The sequence below is a fragment of the uncultured Ilumatobacter sp. genome (assembly GCF_963980585.1).
Classification (GTDB): domain Bacteria; phylum Actinomycetota; class Acidimicrobiia; order Acidimicrobiales; family Ilumatobacteraceae; genus Ilumatobacter_A.
Genome location: NZ_CAXCAM010000005.1, coordinates 43,607 through 61,469, shown reverse-complemented (window position 1 = coordinate 61,469; position 17,863 = coordinate 43,607). Strand labels below are relative to the sequence as shown.

Here is a 17,863-nt window from a genome sequence, read left to right as displayed (position 1 = left end):
TCTCGGGCGGCGCCGCGCCATGCTGTGCAGATGAACGACGCCGACGGACACAGCAGCGAGCGGCGTGCCGTGACCGCTCGGGCGCCTCGGAACGGGCTGATCGCCGCCGAATGCCAGGCGCTCACCGGCGGCAGCCCCGATGTTGACGGCGTGGCAAACTGCGACACCATCGCCCGCATCAGCCGCGCGGCATTCGTCCACCGCGGCATCGCGGTGTTCGCTCGGGCGGCAACGCTCGATGAGCTGGTCGAGCGTGTGCGCGAGCGTTGGGACGCCGACATGGATGCCGATCGGTTCCGCATCGATGTGCACGATCCGTCACAGCGTTGCTCTTCCACCACCATCGAGATCGCCACCGCATTCGCCGACGTCATTCCGTTCGGACCTGACCTCCGTGATCCGCTGCATCGTTTTCTCGTCATCGCTGGTGAGGACGGCTTCACGTTCGGCGCGGTGGAGGCAGAAGCAGACGGCTCGTACCGGGACCATGACGCCAAGCCATGGACGACATCATCATCGTTGGACTCACGTTTTGCCCGGGCGTTGGTCAACCTGGTTCCCGATGCACGATCGATCCTCGACCCGTGTTGCGGTGCCGGATCAATCGTCCTCGAAGCCGCGTCTCTTGGCCTGAGCGCATTCGGCGTCGACTGGAAGCCCGCGCTCGTTGGGATGACCCGCGAGAACCTGGCCCACTTCGGCTACGACGCAGGCGTGGAACTCGCTGACTCACGCACACATGCCCAGACCGCTGACGCGATCGTGACCGACCTGCCGTATGGCCACGCCATCGAGAGCGACGAACACGGGATCCGGGCGATCTTGGAGCAATCCGCAAGCCAGGCTGCGGCGGGCGTGTTCGTGGCACCAGCGGATATCTCGACGTGGCTGGCTTCTGCCGGATACATCGACATCGGGGTGCACACCGTGCTCAAACGTCGGGGCTTCACCCGCTGGGTCCACGTCGCGCGCAGCCAACACGCACCCTGACGCTGACCCGACCCGGTCGACATTGCGCGAGACACAACGGACGGAGTCAGGGAAATCGCGCCGCGAGCCAATCGGCAACGTGGCCTAAGGCTTCGGGGCGATCGCCTTCGAGGTAGTGCAGTGCGCCCTGCATCTCGATGTACGTGACATCCGCCGCTCCAGCTGCAGCAACGATTTCTTTGGCCTGCCACACCCGAATCTCGGTGTCGGCGGTGGGATGAATCAGCAGCGTCGGCACTTTGACCTGCGGCATGGTGTCAGCGAGCCTGGCGCCACTCGACAAACCTGACCACGTACTCAACCAGCCGCGCGCCGTCATCGTGCGAGCGAGTCCGCCTCGGCCATAGTTCGCATCGAACGGGTCGGGGAACGCAAACAGCGAACCCATCGCACGGTCATCAGGGTCAATCGACAGGTCGAGATATGCCGGGTCGGCCAACGTGCGGTAGATCGTGAGGTACTTCGTGAAGACCGCCCGCCGCCGCAACTCGCGCCACGCCGCCGGATCGTCGCGTTTGTTCACGGTCTGCAAGTCGGCAAGCACCTCCCTCGACGCGTCAATCGACTCCTTGGCGACCGCGTCGATACGCGCCACACGTTCAATCTGCGCAGCCCGGTACCGCTCGACCCATGCCGGGTCGTACGTGCACGGCTCGGGCCACGGCCGCCATCCATTGTCAGGGTGATACATGTCCAGTTCCGGATTGGTCGCAAAGGGGTCGGCCTCGTCGATGACCGACGGGTCGATGACCTGCAGCATGAAGACGCCCTCCCCCGGGTGGGCCGCCATGCCCACCCATCCGTCACCGATGCCGAGTTCGGCATTGGCCATCGCCATGAGCGAACCGCCGCCCGAGTTGCCGAGCAGGACCACTGCCTCTGCGCCGCGGCGCACCATCTCGTCGTGTGCGGTCTGCACGTCAGTGATGCAGGCTTCGTGCAGACAGTCGGTGTCGTTGTTCATGTAGCGCGTTCCGAACCCGAGCACTGCGTAGCCGGCAGCGGCGAGCAATGGGCAGGCATAGTGCACGCTGAAGTCCCCTCTCGGGTGGCTCAGAATCACGGCGGTCTTCCACGGTGTGCCGATCGGCGGTGTCCACAACACTCCGCGCACCAGCGCCCCGTCGGGCGACACCAGGCGCACCGCTTCGCGCTGCACGCCAACACCCGGATCATCATCCGGAAGTGGCCAATACCCCAGGCCGAACGGGCGCGAACCGCCGAGGAACGGATCAGTCGTTGTCATCGACAAAGGCTACGACGAGCGGACCGAACGGATCGACCCGCGTGCGACTGGTCAGTTGTCGGGGCGTTCGATCAACTCGACGGTGACCTCGATGGACTCACCGTCACGGACCAGCGTGATGTCAATCGTGTCGCCTGCCTCGCGATCGCGAATCGCAGCGATGACTCCGGCCGAACCATCAGTGGTGGACCCGTCGACGGCAACGATCAAATCACCACCAACGACTCCAGCAGCCGCTGCGGGCGTGTCGGCCTCCACACCGGTGACGATGACTCCTTGACCGCCGTCGCGACGATCCTCGAGCCCGACACCGAAGTAGGCCTCTCGACGCAACGCTCCGTCGGCCTGTGCACGCAGCGCCTCGACGATCGGCAGCGCCTCGGTCACTGAAATTGCAAAACCCACGTTCGTTGCCGACGTCGTGGATGTGTCGCGGGCGACGGCGGTATTGATTCCGACGACTTCTCCGGCAGCGTTGACCAGTGGACCACCCGAGTTCCCAGACGAGATTGCGGCGTCGGTTTGGATGAGACCGTCGAGGAAGACATCACTCTGGCCGATGCTGCGGTTGAGGGCTGACACAATCCCGAGCGTGACCGACGGTTCGCCGTCGAGACCCAGCGCGAAGCCGATCGCCACGACCTCGTCGCCGAGGCGAATACTCCCCGGATCGGCAAACGTGGCAGCCTCAAACCCATCGCCACTCATCCGCAGCAACGCCAGGTCGTTGCCACGATCCGCGGCGAGCAAGCTGACCCGACGCGGTTCGGTTTCGCCAGCAAGGCGCACCCGAATCTCGGTGGCGTTTTCGACGACGTGTGCATTCGTCAGGATCTCGCCGTCGGTGGAAATGATGACGCCCGTCCCCAATGACGTGCCGCCGTTGACGTCGGCACTGATCGTGACCACACTCGGTGCCACGTAGTCAGCAACTTCGGCGACATTGACGCGCGTTTGGATGATGTCACGGGGTTCAGCGATATTGAGCGGCTCGTCCGAGGCCCGGCTCGGCGGCTTGTCGAGCCAGTTGGACAGTTGATCCCCGAGCAACGCCCCGGTCAGGCCTGCGATCCAGGCGACCGACGCGACGAGCGCAACGAACAAGAAGGCGCGCCGCGGACGACGAGAGGCAGGTGGAGCTGGTGGCAGCGGCGCTACGCCGGGCGCGGGCGGGGGCAGCATGAAGACAGGTTCGGTTGGCCACTCGGATGCCATACCTGTTGTCTATCGGTCAGAACAGGGGTGAACTGGATCAGGACAGCAGGTTCATACCAGTTTCACAACTCGGCTGCTCGGACGCGTTTCGGATGCAGCAGGCCCGTTGATGCGCTGCGCCTGGGCTCCCACCAGCGCCGAAACGCGACGAGGGCGGGCCCACAGGCCCGCCCTCGTTCACATTCGCTGTGTTTCATCTGGCGCCTGGCCAGACGAAACGGTTCAGCCGTTCTGAATCTTGATTTCGATGTCGACACCGGCCGGCAGCTCGATGCGCTGCAGGCTGTCGATCGTCTTGGCGTTAGGGCCGACGATGTCGATCAAACGCTTGTGGACGCGCATCTCGAAGTGCTCGCGAGAGTCCTTGTCAACGTGCGGCCCCTTGATCACCGTGTAGCGGTGCTTGTCAGTCGGCAGCGGGATGGGTCCACGAACGGTGGCGTCGGTACGGGTCACCGTCTCGACGATCTTCTTCGTCGACTGGTCGATGATCTCATGGTCAAATGCCTTGAGACGGATGCGAATGCTCTGTGCCATGGTCAATCAGCTCACTTGATGATCTTGATGACGCGGCCGGCACCAACAGTGCGGCCACCTTCACGGATAGCAAAACGAAGACCCTCGTCCATCGCAATCGGCTTACCCAACTGCACCGTCATCTCAACGTTGTCACCAGGCATCACCATCTCCGTACCAGACGGCAACTCAATCGTGCCCGTCACATCAGTCGTCCGGAAGAAAAACTGCGGCCGGTAATTGTTGAAGAACGGCTTATGACGGCCACCCTCATCCTTCGTCAACACATACACCTGACCCTCAAAGTCAGTGTGCGGCGTAATCGAACCCGGCTTACACAACACCTGGCCACGCTCAACATCTTCTTTGTCGATACCACGCAACAGCGCACCAATATTGTCGCCCGCCTGGCCCTCATCAAGAAGCTTGCGGAACATCTCAACACCAGTACACGTCGTCTTCTGCGTGTCACGCAAACCAACGATCTCAATCTCATCACCAGTATTGACAATGCCCTGCTCAACCTTGCCAGTCACCACAGTGCCACGACCCGTGATCGTAAACACATCCTCAATCGGCATCAAGAACGGCTTATCCAACTCACGGACAGGATCAGGAATCGACGCATCACACGCAGCCATCAGTTCCATGACCTTTTCCTGAGCACCAGAATCACCCTCAAGCGCCTTCAACGCCGAAACATGCACCACCGGAGCATCATCGCCCGGGAACTCGTACTCGTCCAACAACTCACGAACCTCAAGCTCAACAAGCTCCAAAAGCTCTTCGTCATCAACCATGTCCGACTTATTCAACGCCACCACGATGTACGGCACACCAACCTGGCGAGCCAACAACACATGCTCACGCGTCTGAGGCATCGGACCATCCGTCGCAGCCACCACCAAAATCGCGCCATCGATCTGGGCTGCACCCGTGATCATGTTCTTGATGTAATCCGCATGACCCGGCATATCAATATGGGCATAGTGACGATTCTCAGTCTCGTACTCAATATGCGAAATCGAGATCGTAATACCACGCGCCTTCTCCTCAGGCGCCTTATCAATACCCTCGAAGTCAGTGAAGTCAGCCAACCCACGCTCCGACAGCGTCTTCGAGATAGCAGCAGTCAACGTCGTCTTCCCATGGTCAATATGACCCATGGTGCCAATATTCACGTGCGGCTTATTCCGCTCGAACTTTTCCTTGCTCATTGCAATATCTCTTCTCTCAGTGTCGGTAATCGTGGGTTGTCAAAGAACTTGAGCGCTATCGGCCGGGATGGCCGGAGCACTGTGACTCGTCGGTCACGAACGAATGGATTATTCGCCGCGGACGCGCTTGATGATTTCGTCGGCAATCGCGGCGGGCACCTGTTGGTACTCCTCGAACTGCATGGTGTACGTCGCACGTCCCTGGGTACGTGAACGCAGGTCGGTACTGTAACCGAACATCTCGGACAGCGGCACCGTGGAGTTGACGACCTGGGTATTGCCACGAGCTTCCATCTGGCCGATGCGGCCACGACGGGAACTGAGGTCGCCCATGACGTCGCCCATGTAGTCCTCAGGGGTGACGACTTCGACCTTCATGATCGGCTCCATCAGCACGGGCTTGGCCATTTCAGCGGCCTTGCGGAATGCCTGCTGGCCAGCGATCTTGAACGCCATCTCCGAGGAGTCCACGTCGTGGGCCGAGCCATCCACCAGGGAGACCTTGACGTCGACGGTGTTGTACCCGGCGAGCACGCCGTTGTCCATCGCTGCTTCGAGGCCCTGTGCGGTCGGGTTGATGTACTCACGGGGGATCTTGCCGCCCGTGATCTTGTCTTCGAATTCGAAGCCGCCGCCGGGGTTCGGCGCCATGTTGATCTTGACCACGGCGTACTGACCGGTACCACCGGACTGCTTGATGTGGCGGTACTCGACGTTGGTCACTTCCTTGGTGATCGTCTCGCGGTAGGCGACCTGGGGCTTGCCGACGGTTGCCTCGACGCTGAACTCACGCATCATGCGGTCGACGAGCACCTCGAGGTGCAGTTCGCCCATGCCGGAAATGACGGTCTGGCCGGTCTCGTGGTCGGACCGGATCCGGAAGGTCGGGTCCTCATCGGACAGCGACTTGAGCGCCTTGCCCAGCTTTTCCTGATCGGACTTCGTCTTCGGCTCGATGGCCACGTGGATGACGGGCTCGGGGAACTCCATCCGTTCGAGGACGATCGGGTCAGAGCGGTCACACAGTGTGTCACCGGTCGTGACGTTCTTGAAGCCGAGACCGGCAACGATGTCACCGGCCATGGCGACGTCGAGGTCTTCGCGCTGGTTGGCGTGCATCAGCAGGATACGGCCGAGGCGTTCGCGGTCTTCCTTGACCGAGTTGTACACCTCTTCGCCTTTGGTGATTTCGCCGGAGTACACGCGGAAGTACGTGAGCTTGCCGAACGGGTCCGCAACGATCTTGAAGGCGAGCGCAGCGAAGGGCTCATTGATGTCGGCCTTGCGGTAGACATCAATCTGTTCGCCGCCCTTCGTGATGGTGCCGTGTGCCGGCGGGATGTCCAGCGGGCTGGGCATGAAGTCGACAACGGCGTCGAGCATGGGCTGGACGCCCTTGTTCTTGAACGCCGAGCCGCAGAGGATCGGGACGAAGTCGAAAGCCAACGTGCCCTTGCGGATGGCGGCCTTGATCGTGTCTTCGGAGATCTCTTGACCGTCGAGGTAGGCATCCATGAGCGCCTCGTCCTGCGTGGCGATGGTTTCCATCATCGCTTCGCGGTACTCAGCGGCCTGCTCGACCATGTCCTCGGGGATGTCGGTTTCTTGCCAGGTGGCTCCGAGCTCTTCGTTGTCCCAGATGAGGGCCTTCATCTTCACGATGTCAACGAGGCCGGCGTAGGCCTTGACGGCCTCCGGGCCACCAGCGCCGATCGGCAACTGGATGACGAGCGGGTTGGCCTGGAGGCGCTCGATGACCATCTCGACGGTGCGATAGAAGTCGGCGCCGATGCGGTCCATCTTGTTGACGAAACACATGCGCGGCACGTTGTAGGTGTTGGCCTGGCGCCACACGGTCTCGGTCTGTGGCTCGACGCCAGCGACCGAGTCGAACACGGTGACGGCACCGTCGAGCACGCGGAGCGAACGCTCCACCTCGATGGTGAAGTCGACGTGACCCGGGGTGTCAATGATGTTGATGCGGTGGTCGTCCCACACGCAGGTGGTGGCAGCGGAGGTGATGGTGATGCCACGCTCTTGCTCCTGGGCCATGTGGTCCATGGTCGCTGCGCCATCGTGCACTTCACCGATCTTGTAGCTCTTGCCGGTGTAGTAGAGGATGCGCTCGGTCGTGGTCGTCTTACCGGCATCGATGTGCGCCATGATCCCGATATTCCGGGTGCGCTCCAGGGGAAACTCTCGCTTGGCCATCTTCTACTTCACTTCCATCTCAAAGGGCGTCATCACGCAGCGAGCCGATGTTTCGGGCTGCGTCTCGGGGGGTCTCGACCTTGTGCAAGCGTGCACAAGGGCGTCTAGTGTATCGGCGAGAATCCCACTGCAACGCCGAGTCGCAACAGATTGCAGACAACTCACGGCGACGCAGTCGACGCGTTAGAGCGGCGCCAACGACGAGGACAGCGGCCTCCTGATGATCACCTCGCGAAGAGCGGTTCAACCCGCTCGCGACCTCAGACTCGGCCGTCGATGTAATCGTGCAGCTGGCTGTTCTCGTTCTCCAGTTCGACGAGGCGGTACTTGACAACGTCGCCAATGCTGATGATGCCGGCGATCGCGCCATCAAGAGCGAGCACCGGAAGGTGCCTGATGCGCCGCTCGGTCATCATCTCCATCAAGGTGTCGATCGAGTCGGCAGGCGCACAGGTGATGACATTGCTCGACATCGCCGAGCCGACGGTCAAGTGCATCGTGTCGTCGCCGTGGCTGGCAATCGAGCGGACGACGTCGCGCTCAGAAAGGATGCCATCGATATTGTTCCCATCAGCGCTGACCACCAGTGCGCCGATGCCGTGGTCGCGCAGCGCGGCGACGGCCTCGCTCAGTGTCGAAGTGGCCGCGATCTTGGCAACAGCATTGCCCTTGGCGGCCAGGATGGATTGCACATTCATCAAGTGTCCCCTTGTCGTCATGTCCTCAACCACCACGATAGTGCACTCGTGAACGCAGCGCGTCCGGCCACCTCTCCGCCGAAAACGACAAAAGCCCCGGACCGGAGTCCGGGGCTTCGGTCAATTCGTTTTCAGATCACCAGCGATAGTGAGCGAACGCCTTGTTCGACTCGGCCATCTTCTGAATGTCGTCGCGACGCTTCATCGCCGCACCGAGGCCGGTGGATGCATCCATGACCTCATTGGCAAGGCATTCTGCCATCGTCTTTTCGCGGCGGGCCCGCGAGTAGTCGACGAGCCAGCGAATGGACAGCGTCGTGGCGCGACGGGGACGAACCTCGACCGGCACCTGGTACGTGGCACCACCGACGCGGCGGCTGCGCACTTCGAGTGGCGGCTTGAGGTTGTCGACCGCACGCTTGAGGCTGTCGATGGCCAGTTCGTCGCCTTCAAGGCGGCTCTGGACGATTTCCATCGCGTCATAGACGATCTTCTCGGCGATGGTGCGCTTGCCGTGCAGCATGACCTTGTTGATCAGTTGCGTGACGACGACGCTCTTGTAGATGGGATCCGCAACGAGTTCGCGGCGGGGTGCTGGACCTTTACGAGGCATGACTCAGCTCACTTCTCTTTCTTGGCGCCGTAGCGGGAGCGAGCCTGCTTGCGGTTCTTGACGCCGACGGCGTCGAGCGCGCCGCGGATGATCTTGTAGCGGACACCGGGAAGGTCGCGTACACGACCGCCACGGACGAGCACGATCGAGTGCTCCTGCAGGTTGTGACCTTCGCCGGGGATGTAGGCCGTGACCTCGACGCCGGAGTTGAGGCGCACACGAGCAACCTTGCGAAGCGCCGAGTTCGGCTTCTTCGGGGTGGTGGTGTACACACGGGTGCACACGCCGCGACGCTGCGGGGAGCCCTTGAGCGCCGGCGTCTTCGACTTGGTGACCTTGGAGCTGCGGCCCTGACGGACGAGCTGTTGAATTGTTGGCACGAATGAAACCTCGTTCGTCTGGACTGGCTGGTTCATGTTGCAGAACGCAGCATGGGGTGAGTTGGTCGATGCCACAGATGTGGCCGACCGCCGTACACCGAATGCCTGGTGACACCCGATGAGAGGACCGTTCAAGGTTAGGAGCGGCCCGCCAATCGCGCAACGCCGGACTGGCCCATTCCCGCGTTCTGCTGAGACCGCGCGCGAAAGAGTTCGGGACGCGCAACGGCCCGGGCAACGCTCTCAATGAGCGCAACCCGGGCCGTTGCAGGACGAGTTGGTGCCAGGCACCGACTCGTCGTTAGCCGATTGGCTCGGTCGTCTTGTTGGAATCGTAGGACCCGTGCAGGTTTGCGAGGAACGCTGCGGGATCTTCGACTCCATCGTCGCTCGAGTAGAACGTCATCGGCTCGTAGTCCGGGGCATCGATACCGAACTCGCGGTACTTCGGCATACCCGTGCCAGCTGGGATCAGCTTGCCGAGGATGATGTTCTCCTTGAGGCCGATGAGGTTGTCGGCGCGACCGTCGATCGCGGCTTCGGTGAGCACACGAGTGGTTTCCTGGAAGGACGCAGCGGACAGCCATGACTCGGTGGCCAGCGATGCCTTGGTGATGCCCATCAGTTCTGGGCGGCCTTCGGCGGGACGCAGTGACTCTTCGACCATGCGACGGTTGGTGTCGCGGAAGCGCTTGGAGTCGACGCGCTCGCCTGGCAGGAAGCCAGAACCACCGGGCTCCTGGACGCCGATGCGACGTGTCATTTGACGGACGATCAACTCGATGTGCTTGTCGTGAATCGACACGCCCTGGTCGCGGTACACGCGCTGGACTTCCTCCACCAAGTAGAGCTGAGTCTCGCGGATGCCCTTGATCTCCATGATCTCCTTCGGATCGAAGGGACCATCGACGAGCGGGTCGCCGGCCTTGACCGACTGTCCGTCTTGGACGATCGGGCGAGCGCCGAGCGGCAGAACCACTTCGTGCTCTTCGCCGGCGTCGTCGATGACCACGACCGGGATGCCCTTGCCTTCGTCTTCACGGAGATGCAGGATGCCGGTCGCCTTGGCGAGGCGAGCTGACCCCTTCGGCGTGCGAGCTTCGAAGAGCTCGACGACGCGGGGCAGACCGCCAGCGATGTCCTTACCTGCAACACCACCGGTGTGGAAGGTACGCATCGTCAGCTGAGTACCGGGCTCGCCGATCGACTGTGCTGCGATGACGCCAACGGCCTCACCGAGCTCGATCATCTTGCCGGTTGCCAACGAGCGGCCGTAGCACATCGCGCAAACGCCGAGCTCAGCGTCGCACGTGAGTACGGACCGAACACGCAGACGGCTGATGTCTTTGTCTTCGCGGAGTGCTTCCATCTCCTCGTCGCCGACGATGGTGTTGCGCGGCAGCATCTTGCGGCCGTCTTCCATCGCCTTGGCGAGCTCGGTGTCCTGCAACAGCGCACGACCGTAGAGCTTGGTCTCGATGTAGGAGCGAATGTTGGCTGTGTCGGGTGCAACGTTTTCGATCCACACGCCGAGCGTCGAGCCACAATCCTCCTCGCGGACGATGAGTTCCTGGGCGACGTCAACGAGACGACGCGTCAGGTAGCCCGAGTCAGCAGTACGCAACGCCGTGTCGACGAGGCCCTTACGGGCACCCGGCGTGGCGATGAAGTACTCGAGGGTTTCGAGGCCCTCACGGAAGTTCGACTTGATCGGACGAGGAATCATGTCACCACGAGGGTTGGCGACGAGGCCACGCATGCCGGCGATCTGACGCATCTGCGTCATGTTGCCTCGGGCACCCGAGCCGACCATCATGTCGATCGGGTTGAACTGCGCTTCTTTGAACTCGCGCTCCATCTCAGCTTGCACCTCGGCGGTGGCATCGGTCCAGATGCGGACTTCCTGCTGACGGCGCTCACCATCGGTGATGATGCCTCGACGGAACTGCGTCTCGACCTTGTCGGCCTGACGCTCGTACTCCTCCATCATGCCCTTCTTGGCTTTCGGAGTCCGCACGTCGTCAATCGACACCGTGATGCCGGACTGCGTGGCGAAGCGGTAGCAGAGGTCCTTGATGTTGTCGAGCGCCTTGGCGATTTCGGCCTTGGAGTAGTTGTCGGAGAGGTGCTCAACGATGACACCCATCTCCTTCTTCGTGACGAGGTAGTCGATGTGACCAAACTTGTCGGGGTAGCTCTCCTGGGCGACGTCGCCCTTGGCATCGAGGTGGCGCTGCGGGAGCGCCTCTTCGAGCAGCAGACGACCAGCGGTGCTGTCGAACTCCTCTTCGCCCGGCTTGCGCATCTTGATGATTGCGTGCAGGTCGAGCGTCTTTTCGTCGTAGGCCCGCAGGACTTCCCACAGGTGACGGAACACGCGGCCTTCGCCACGAGCACCCTCGATCGGCTCGGTCAGGTAGTAGCCGCCGATGATGAGGTCCTGGCTCGGGGTCACGATCGGGCGACCCGATGCCGGCGACAAGATGTTGTTTGCGCTGAGCATCAGCACGCGCGCCTCGGCGCGGGCTTCGGCCGACAGTGGCACGTGGATGGCCATCTGGTCACCGTCGAAGTCGGCGTTGAAGGCGGTACAGACCAGCGGATGGATCTGGAGCGCCTTGCCCTCGACCAGCACGGGCTCGAAGGCCTGGATGCCGAGACGGTGCAGCGTGGGCGCACGGTTGAGCATCACGGGATGCTCGCGGATGACATCTTCGAGGACGTCCCACACCTGCGGGCGACGACGCTCGACCATGCGCTTGGCGGTCTTGATGTTCTGTGCCAACTCAAGGTCAACGAGACGCTTCATGACGAACGGCTTGAACAGCTCGAGCGCCATCAGCTTCGGCAGACCGCACTGGTGCAGACGAAGGGTCGGGCCGGCCACGATGACCGAACGGCCCGAGTAGTCGACGCGCTTGCCGAGGAGGTTCTGACGGAAACGACCCTGCTTGCCCTTCAACATGTCGGACAGCGACTTCAGCGGGCGGTTACCCGGGCCGGTGACCGGACGGCCACGACGACCGTTGTCGAAGAGCGCGTCGACTGCTTCTTGCAGCATGCGCTTTTCGTTGTTGACGATGATCTCCGGCGCACCGAGGTTGAGCAGACGCTCAAGACGGTTGTTGCGGTTGATCACACGGCGGTAGAGGTCATTGAGGTCCGAGGTGGCAAAACGGCCACCGTCGAGCTGGACCATCGGGCGCAGTTCCGGCGGGATGACCGGAACCACGTCGAGGATCATGGCCATGGGATCGTTCTCGCGGCGGCCGTTCTCATCGCGACGGTTGAACGACGCAACAATCTTGAGGCGCTTGATCGCTTTCTGCTTGCGCTGGGCGCTGAGCGGCTTGCGACCTGAGTCGCCGACGTCGATGGCCTCGCGGAGCTTGATCTCTTCTTCGTCGAAGTCGATGCGGTTGATGAGCTGCTTGATGGCCTCGGCACCGGTGCCGCCCTCGAAGTACTCGCCGTACTTGTCGCGCATCTCGCGCCACAACATCTCGTCTTCGATGATCTTGCGGGAGTGCAGCGTCTTGAACTCGGCCCAGGTGCGCGCCACGAGGTCAAGCTCGATGGCATAGCGCTCGCGGATGGCTTCGACTTCTTTGTCGCCTTCCTTCTGCAGCTTCTTCAGGTCGGCAGGCTTAGCGCCGTCCTTCTCAGCAGCCTTGACGGCGTCTTCGAGGTCCTTGAACCGACGATCGACAGCAATCTCAAGTTCTTTGTTGATGGCGTCGACCTCTTCGAGGTACTCGGCTTCAAGGTTGGCAAGCGCTTCGTGGCGGCCGTCTTCGTCGACCCAGCTGACGAGGTGGGCAGCGAAGTAGATGACCTTTTCGAGCATCTTGGCCTTGAGCTCTTCCTTCGGCTCGATGCCGGCGAGGAGATAGGCGAGCCATGACCGGGTGCCACGGAGGTACCAGATGTGCACGGCCGGGGCGGCCAGCTCGATGTGGCCCATGCGATCGCGGCGCACCTTGGAGCGCGTGACTTCAACGCCACAGCGCTCGCAGATGATGCCCTTGAAGCGGACGCGCTTGTACTTGCCGCAGTAGCACTCCCAGTCGCGGGTCGGTCCGAAGATCTTCTCGCAGAACAAGCCGTCCTTTTCGGGACGCAGCGTGCGGTAGTTGATCGTCTCCGGCTTTTTGACTTCGCCGTGGCTCCAGTTACGAATCTGGTCTGCCTCAGCGAGGCCGATCTTCAGTTGGTCGAACATATTGACGTCGAGCATGTGGTTTCCCTTTTGTCGGTTGCTCTGGGTGTTCGGGGTTCATCGGAGCGACGCGTCGCCGCTCCGGAGATCAGACGAGTTGGTGCCAGGCACCAACTCGTCTCAGCGGAAGTTGCCTGCGCGTTCTGCCTTTTCGCGTTCGCGGCGGGCGTCGTCTTCGTCGGTGCCGCGCTCGGGGCGGGAGATGTCGATGCCGAGTTCTTCAGCAGCGCGGAAGACCTCGTCGTCGAGGTCGCGCATCTCGATCTCCTGGCCGTCTTCGGTGAGCACTTCGACGTTGATGCAGAGTGCCTGCATCTCCTTCATGAGCACCTTGAACGACTCGGGCACGCCCGGCTCGGGAATGTTGTCGCCCTTGACGATCGACTCGTACACCCGGACACGGCCGAGCACGTCATCAGACTTGATCGTCAGGAGTTCCTGCAAGCAGTACGCCGCACCGTAGGCCTCGAGTGCCCACACTTCCATCTCACCAAAGCGCTGGCCGCCGAACTGGGCCTTACCACCGAGCGGCTGCTGGGTGATCATGGAGTACGGACCAGTGGAGCGGGCATGGATCTTGTCGTCGACCAGGTGGGCCAGCTTCAAGATGTACATGTAGCCGCAGGTGATCTCGTTGTCGTACGGCTCGCCCGTGCGGCCGTTGAACAACGGCATCTTGCCGTTGGTTCCGACCAGGCGGGTGCCCGATGCAGACTCGACATTGAGGTTCTCGAGGATGTTCTGGATGACCGGGTGCTTGCCGGCCTTCTCTTCCTCATCCCACTTCGCTCCATCGAACACCGGAGTTGCCACGAAGGTGGCGGGCTTGGTGTTCGGACGGGTCTTGGTCTCGGTTCCGCGGATCGGATCGTCGCCGATCTGGGTGCCATCCGGGTTGGTCCAGCCCCAGCGAGCGCAGTAGCCGAGGTGCGCTTCGAGCACCTGGCCCACGTTCATTCGGGACGGAACGCCCAGCGGGTTCAAGATGATGTCGACGGGCTGGCCGTCGGCGTTGTACGGCATGTCTTCGATCGGGAGGATCTTGGAGATGACGCCCTTGTTGCCGTGGCGACCGGCGAGCTTGTCGCCCACCGAGATCTTGCGCTTCTGAGCGACGTAGACACGCACGAGCTGGTTGACACCCGGCGGCAACTCGTCGCCGTCGTCACGGTTGAACACCTTGACGTCGATGACCTTGCCGACCTCGCCGTGAGGCACTTTGAGGCTGGTGTCACGGACTTCGCGAGCCTTCTCGCCGAAGATTGCCCGCAGAAGGCGCTCTTCAGGTGTCAGCTCGGTCTCGCCCTTTGGCGTGACCTTGCCGACGAGGACGTCGCCCGGTCCGACTTCGGCGCCGACACGGATGATGCCACGGTCGTCGAGGTCGGCGAGGATCTCGTCGCTCAGGTTCGGGATGTCACGGCTGATCTCTTCCGGGCCGAGCTTCGTGTCGCGGGCGTCGACTTCGTGCTCCTTGATGTGGATCGACGTGAGCACGTCGTCCTTGACCAGGCGCTCGGAGAGGATGATCGCGTCCTCAAAGTTGTAGCCCTCCCAGGGCATGAACGCCACGAGCAAGTTCTTGCCCAGAGCGAGTTCGCCATGATCGGTCGACGGGCCGTCAGCGATGATCGAGCCCTTCAGGACCTTGTCGCCCTCGTTGACTCGCACCCGCTGGTTGATGCAGGTGTCCTGGTTGGAGCGACGGAACTTGGCAAGGCGGTACACCTTCTTGCCAAGCGTCTTGTACTGCACGGTGATCGCGTCGCCGGAGACATCGGTGACGTCACCGTCGTCGTCGGCCTGGATCAGGTCAGCAGCATCGCGTGCCGCACGGTTCTCGATACCGGTGCCGATATACGGCGCCTCGGCGCGGAGCAACGGCACAGCCTGGCGCTGCATGTTGGCACCCATGAGGGCACGGTTGGCGTCGTCGTGCTCAAGGAACGGAATGAGCGCCGTGGCAACCGACACGATCTGCTTCGGGCTGACGTCGATGAAGTCGACTTCGGCCGGCGGCACGTAGCCGATGTCGGTGGTGGCACCGAAGAAGCTTTCGGCTTCGAGCATCTTGCGGAGATCCTCGAGGCTGGCGGCCTGCGGCGAACGACGCACGAGCACGCGCTCGTCAGCGAGGGCTCCGTCGTCCTTCAACGGCGTGTTGGCCTGGGCGACGACGTAGTTCTCTTCCTCGTCGGCGGCCATGTAGACGATGTCGCCGGTGACCTTGCCGTCCTTGACCTGGCGGTACGGCGACTCGATGAAGCCGAACTCGTTGACCCGTGCGTAGCACGACAGGCCACCGATCAGGCCGATGTTCGGGCCTTCCGGGGTCTCGATCGGACACATGCGGCCATAGTGACTGAAGTGAACGTCGCGGACTTCGAAGCCGGCACGCTCACGCGACAGGCCACCCGGGCCGAGCGCCGAGAGACGACGGCGGTGGGTCAGACCCGACAGCGGGTTGACCTGGTCCATGAACTGCGAGAGCTGTGAAGTTCCGAAGAACTCCTTGATCGCTGCGACGACCGGACGAATGTTGATGAGCGTCTGCGGCGTGATTGCCTCGACGTCCTGCGTCGTCATGCGTTCGCGGACGACACGTTCCATCCGGCTGAGGCCGATGCGGACCTGGTTCTGGATGAGCTCGCCGACGCTGCGAATGCGGCGGTTGGCGAAGTGGTCCTGGTCGTCAAGGCGGTAACCCGGCTCCTGCTTGACCAAGTGCAGCATGTACGTGATGGTGGCGAGCACCTCACAGCGACTGAGCACGTTCTGGTCGTCCTCGGGGTAGTCGAGCAGTGGCTCGCCTTCGCCATTGACGGCACCTTCGAGGCCGAAGAGCGCACCGAGCTGGCTGATCTCTTCGCCAAGCTTGCGGTTGATCTTGTAGCGGCCGACGCGGCTGAGGTCGTAACGACGGCTCTCAAAGAACGCGTTCCGGAAGTACGCCTTGGCGGACTCGACCGTCGGCGGCTCACCGGGGCGGGCACGCTTGTAGATCTCGACGAGAGCTTCGTCCTGGGTCGGCGCTGTGTCGCGCTCCTTGTCCCACTGGCCTTCGAGGAAGTCGAAGTGCGAAACGAAGCGGTCGAGGAAGCCGGGAGCATTCTCTTCGTCGTAGCCGAGCGCACGCAGCATGGTGAAGACACCGAGGCGGCGCTTGCGGGCCACGCGGGTGCCAGCGGTGACGTCCTTGCCAGGCTTGTGCTCGACGTCGAACTCCATCCATTCGCCGCGGTACGGGTGGATCGTGCCCTTGACGAGCTGGTGCTTGGTGAGGTTACGCAGGCGGAAACGCTCACCCGGCTCGAAGATGACACCAGGGCTGCGGACGAGCTGGCTGACAACGACACGCTCGGTGCCGTTGACGATGAACGTGCCCTTCTCCGTCATGATCGGGAAGTCGCCCATGAACACGGTCTGCTCTTTGATTTCGCCCGTGTTGCGGTTCATGAACCGAGCGCGCACGAAGACCGGCGCGCTGTAGGTCATGTCCTTTTCCTTGCACTCCTCCACCGTGAACTTCGGCGGGGGGCGCAGGTCTTCGTCGAACGGGTCGAACTCAAGCTCAAGCTGGAGCGACTCCGAGAAGTCCTTGATGGGGCTGATGTCGCGGAACGTATTCGCGAGCCCTTCATCGAGGAACCACTGGAAGCTCTCACGCTGGACGGCAATGAGGTCGGGGAGCTCAAGCGGCTCCTTCAGATTGCCGAACGAATAACGTTCACGAGACACGGGACGAGTCGCCACGATCACTCTCCAAAGAGTTGATGTTGATTGTTGCCAGGCAGCAGGGCGCGCTGAACCACACCAATGAAGGGGTGAGGGAACAGGGGACGCACGGCAGCATGCCAGGCTATCCACGTCGGGCGAGCAACGTCAACCGCAGACAGCGTGAATTTGCGCTGCGAGCGTATTTCGTCTGAATCGTCGATGACAAACTGTCACAAACGAATTGCGGGACAAGCTAAAGAAGCATCGCCCCGATGTCAAGCACCCATTGCCCTTCGCCACAAAATCGGAACGTGAGCAGGTGTTCTTCGGTGTCACTTCCGTGACCGCGTGCTCTCCGGACGCGACGGAGCCCGGCACCCCGCCCTCAACAGAGGGCGGGAGCCGGGCTCCGATCAATTCGAGTCGAGACTCAGATCAGCAGCGCAGAACGCTGCATTTGATCACTTGACTTCGACGTCTGCGCCAACCTCTTCGAGCTTGGCCTTGGCTGCGTCGGCATCGGCCTTGGCAACCTTCTCCATCAGCGGCTTCGGGGCGCCGTCGACCAGGTCCTTGGCGTCCTTGAGGCCAACGCCGAGGAGGTCCTTGACGACCTTGACGACCTGGATCTTCTGGGCGCCAGCGCCGTTGAGGATCACGTCGAACTCGGTCTGATCGTCTTCGCCGCCAGCGCCGCCGCCTGCGGGAGCGGCTGCTGCCACTGCCACCGGGGCAGCTGCGGTGACATCGAACTTCTCTTCGAAGGCGTCGAGGAGCTCCTTGAGCTCAATGACGGTCAGTGCGGAAATTGCGTCGAGGATTTCTTCCTGTGACATGTTGT

At 62.2% G+C, this 17,863-nt stretch carries 12 protein-coding genes; 1 reads left to right on the top strand and 11 read right to left on the bottom strand.

Translation table 11 applies throughout. From position 1 onward, the window contains the following. Positions 1 to 30: 30 nt before the first annotated feature. Positions 31 to 990, top strand: a complete 960-nt coding sequence (locus ACH2DW_RS02995) for a TRM11 family SAM-dependent methyltransferase (RefSeq protein ID WP_394928227.1) — start codon at positions 31 to 33, stop codon at positions 988 to 990. A gap of 46 nt (positions 991 to 1,036) precedes the next feature. Here the strand turns inward: ACH2DW_RS02995 and ACH2DW_RS02990 are convergent, their stop codons facing one another. From ACH2DW_RS02990 to rplL, 11 genes are all read right to left on the bottom strand, one after another. After that, positions 1,037 to 2,236: an alpha/beta hydrolase gene (locus ACH2DW_RS02990; RefSeq protein ID WP_394928226.1), complete on the bottom strand. Its 1,200-nt coding sequence runs from the start codon at positions 2,234 to 2,236 to the stop codon at positions 1,037 to 1,039. 51 nt (positions 2,237 to 2,287) lie between these two features. Next, a complete protein-coding gene (locus ACH2DW_RS02985; protein WP_394928225.1) occupies positions 2,288 to 3,418 on the bottom strand; it encodes a S1C family serine protease in 1,131 nt (376 codons plus the stop codon). Positions 3,419 to 3,673: 255 nt separating this feature from the next. Next, entirely contained in the window at positions 3,674 to 3,988 is a 315-nt protein-coding gene (rpsJ, locus tag ACH2DW_RS02980) for a 30S ribosomal protein S10 (protein WP_394928224.1), read from the bottom strand. Between the two features lie 11 nt (positions 3,989 to 3,999). Then, positions 4,000 to 5,184: an elongation factor Tu gene (gene tuf, locus ACH2DW_RS02975; RefSeq protein WP_394928210.1), complete on the bottom strand. Its 1,185-nt coding sequence runs from the start codon at positions 5,182 to 5,184 to the stop codon at positions 4,000 to 4,002. A gap of 108 nt (positions 5,185 to 5,292) precedes the next feature. After that, positions 5,293 to 7,395, bottom strand: coding sequence for an elongation factor G (gene fusA / locus ACH2DW_RS02970; protein ID WP_394928223.1), 2,103 nt, complete (start codon positions 7,393 to 7,395; stop codon positions 5,293 to 5,295). 260 nt (positions 7,396 to 7,655) lie between these two features. Next, on the bottom strand, positions 7,656 to 8,093 hold the full coding sequence (locus tag ACH2DW_RS02965; RefSeq protein ID WP_394928222.1) for a CBS domain-containing protein: 438 nt from the start codon (positions 8,091 to 8,093) through the stop codon (positions 7,656 to 7,658). A 136-nt stretch (positions 8,094 to 8,229) separates the two neighbouring features. Then, complete coding sequence (gene rpsG, locus ACH2DW_RS02960; protein ID WP_394928221.1) at positions 8,230 to 8,706, bottom strand: 30S ribosomal protein S7; 477 nt, start codon at positions 8,704 to 8,706, stop codon at positions 8,230 to 8,232. Between the two features lie 8 nt (positions 8,707 to 8,714). After that, on the bottom strand, positions 8,715 to 9,086 hold the full coding sequence (gene rpsL, locus ACH2DW_RS02955) for a 30S ribosomal protein S12 (protein WP_394928220.1): 372 nt from the start codon (positions 9,084 to 9,086) through the stop codon (positions 8,715 to 8,717). A 301-nt stretch (positions 9,087 to 9,387) separates the two neighbouring features. Then, complete coding sequence (locus tag ACH2DW_RS02950) at positions 9,388 to 13,323, bottom strand: DNA-directed RNA polymerase subunit beta' (RefSeq protein WP_394928219.1); 3,936 nt, start codon at positions 13,321 to 13,323, stop codon at positions 9,388 to 9,390. A gap of 102 nt (positions 13,324 to 13,425) precedes the next feature. After that, a complete protein-coding gene (locus ACH2DW_RS02945) occupies positions 13,426 to 17,058 on the bottom strand; it encodes a DNA-directed RNA polymerase subunit beta (protein WP_394928218.1) in 3,633 nt (1,210 codons plus the stop codon). Between the two features lie 425 nt (positions 17,059 to 17,483). Continuing rightward, positions 17,484 to 17,858: a 50S ribosomal protein L7/L12 gene (gene rplL / locus ACH2DW_RS02940; protein WP_394928217.1), complete on the bottom strand. Its 375-nt coding sequence runs from the start codon at positions 17,856 to 17,858 to the stop codon at positions 17,484 to 17,486. Positions 17,859 to 17,863 lie beyond the last annotated feature (5 nt).

What these genes read in the sequence shown, in the direction of transcription:
- ACH2DW_RS02995 (WP_394928227.1), top strand. Translation starts at nt 31, where the DNA reads ATGAACGACGCCGACGGACACAGCAGCGAGCGGCGTGCCGTGACCGCT.
- ACH2DW_RS02990 (WP_394928226.1), bottom strand. Translation starts at nt 2,236, where the DNA reads ATGACAACGACTGATCCGTTCCTCGGCGGTTCGCGCCCGTTCGGCCTG.
- ACH2DW_RS02985 (WP_394928225.1), bottom strand. Translation starts at nt 3,418, where the DNA reads ATGCTGCCCCCGCCCGCGCCCGGCGTAGCGCCGCTGCCACCAGCTCCA.
- rpsJ (WP_394928224.1), bottom strand. Translation starts at nt 3,988, where the DNA reads ATGGCACAGAGCATTCGCATCCGTCTCAAGGCATTTGACCATGAGATC.
- tuf (WP_394928210.1), bottom strand. Translation starts at nt 5,184, where the DNA reads ATGAGCAAGGAAAAGTTCGAGCGGAATAAGCCGCACGTGAATATTGGC.
- fusA (WP_394928223.1), bottom strand. Translation starts at nt 7,395, where the DNA reads ATGGCCAAGCGAGAGTTTCCCCTGGAGCGCACCCGGAATATCGGGATC.
- ACH2DW_RS02965 (WP_394928222.1), bottom strand. Translation starts at nt 8,093, where the DNA reads ATGAATGTGCAATCCATCCTGGCCGCCAAGGGCAATGCTGTTGCCAAG.
- rpsG (WP_394928221.1), bottom strand. Translation starts at nt 8,706, where the DNA reads ATGCCTCGTAAAGGTCCAGCACCCCGCCGCGAACTCGTTGCGGATCCC.
- ACH2DW_RS02950 (WP_394928219.1), bottom strand. Translation starts at nt 13,323, where the DNA reads ATGCTCGACGTCAATATGTTCGACCAACTGAAGATCGGCCTCGCTGAG.
- rplL (WP_394928217.1), bottom strand. Translation starts at nt 17,858, where the DNA reads ATGTCACAGGAAGAAATCCTCGACGCAATTTCCGCACTGACCGTCATT.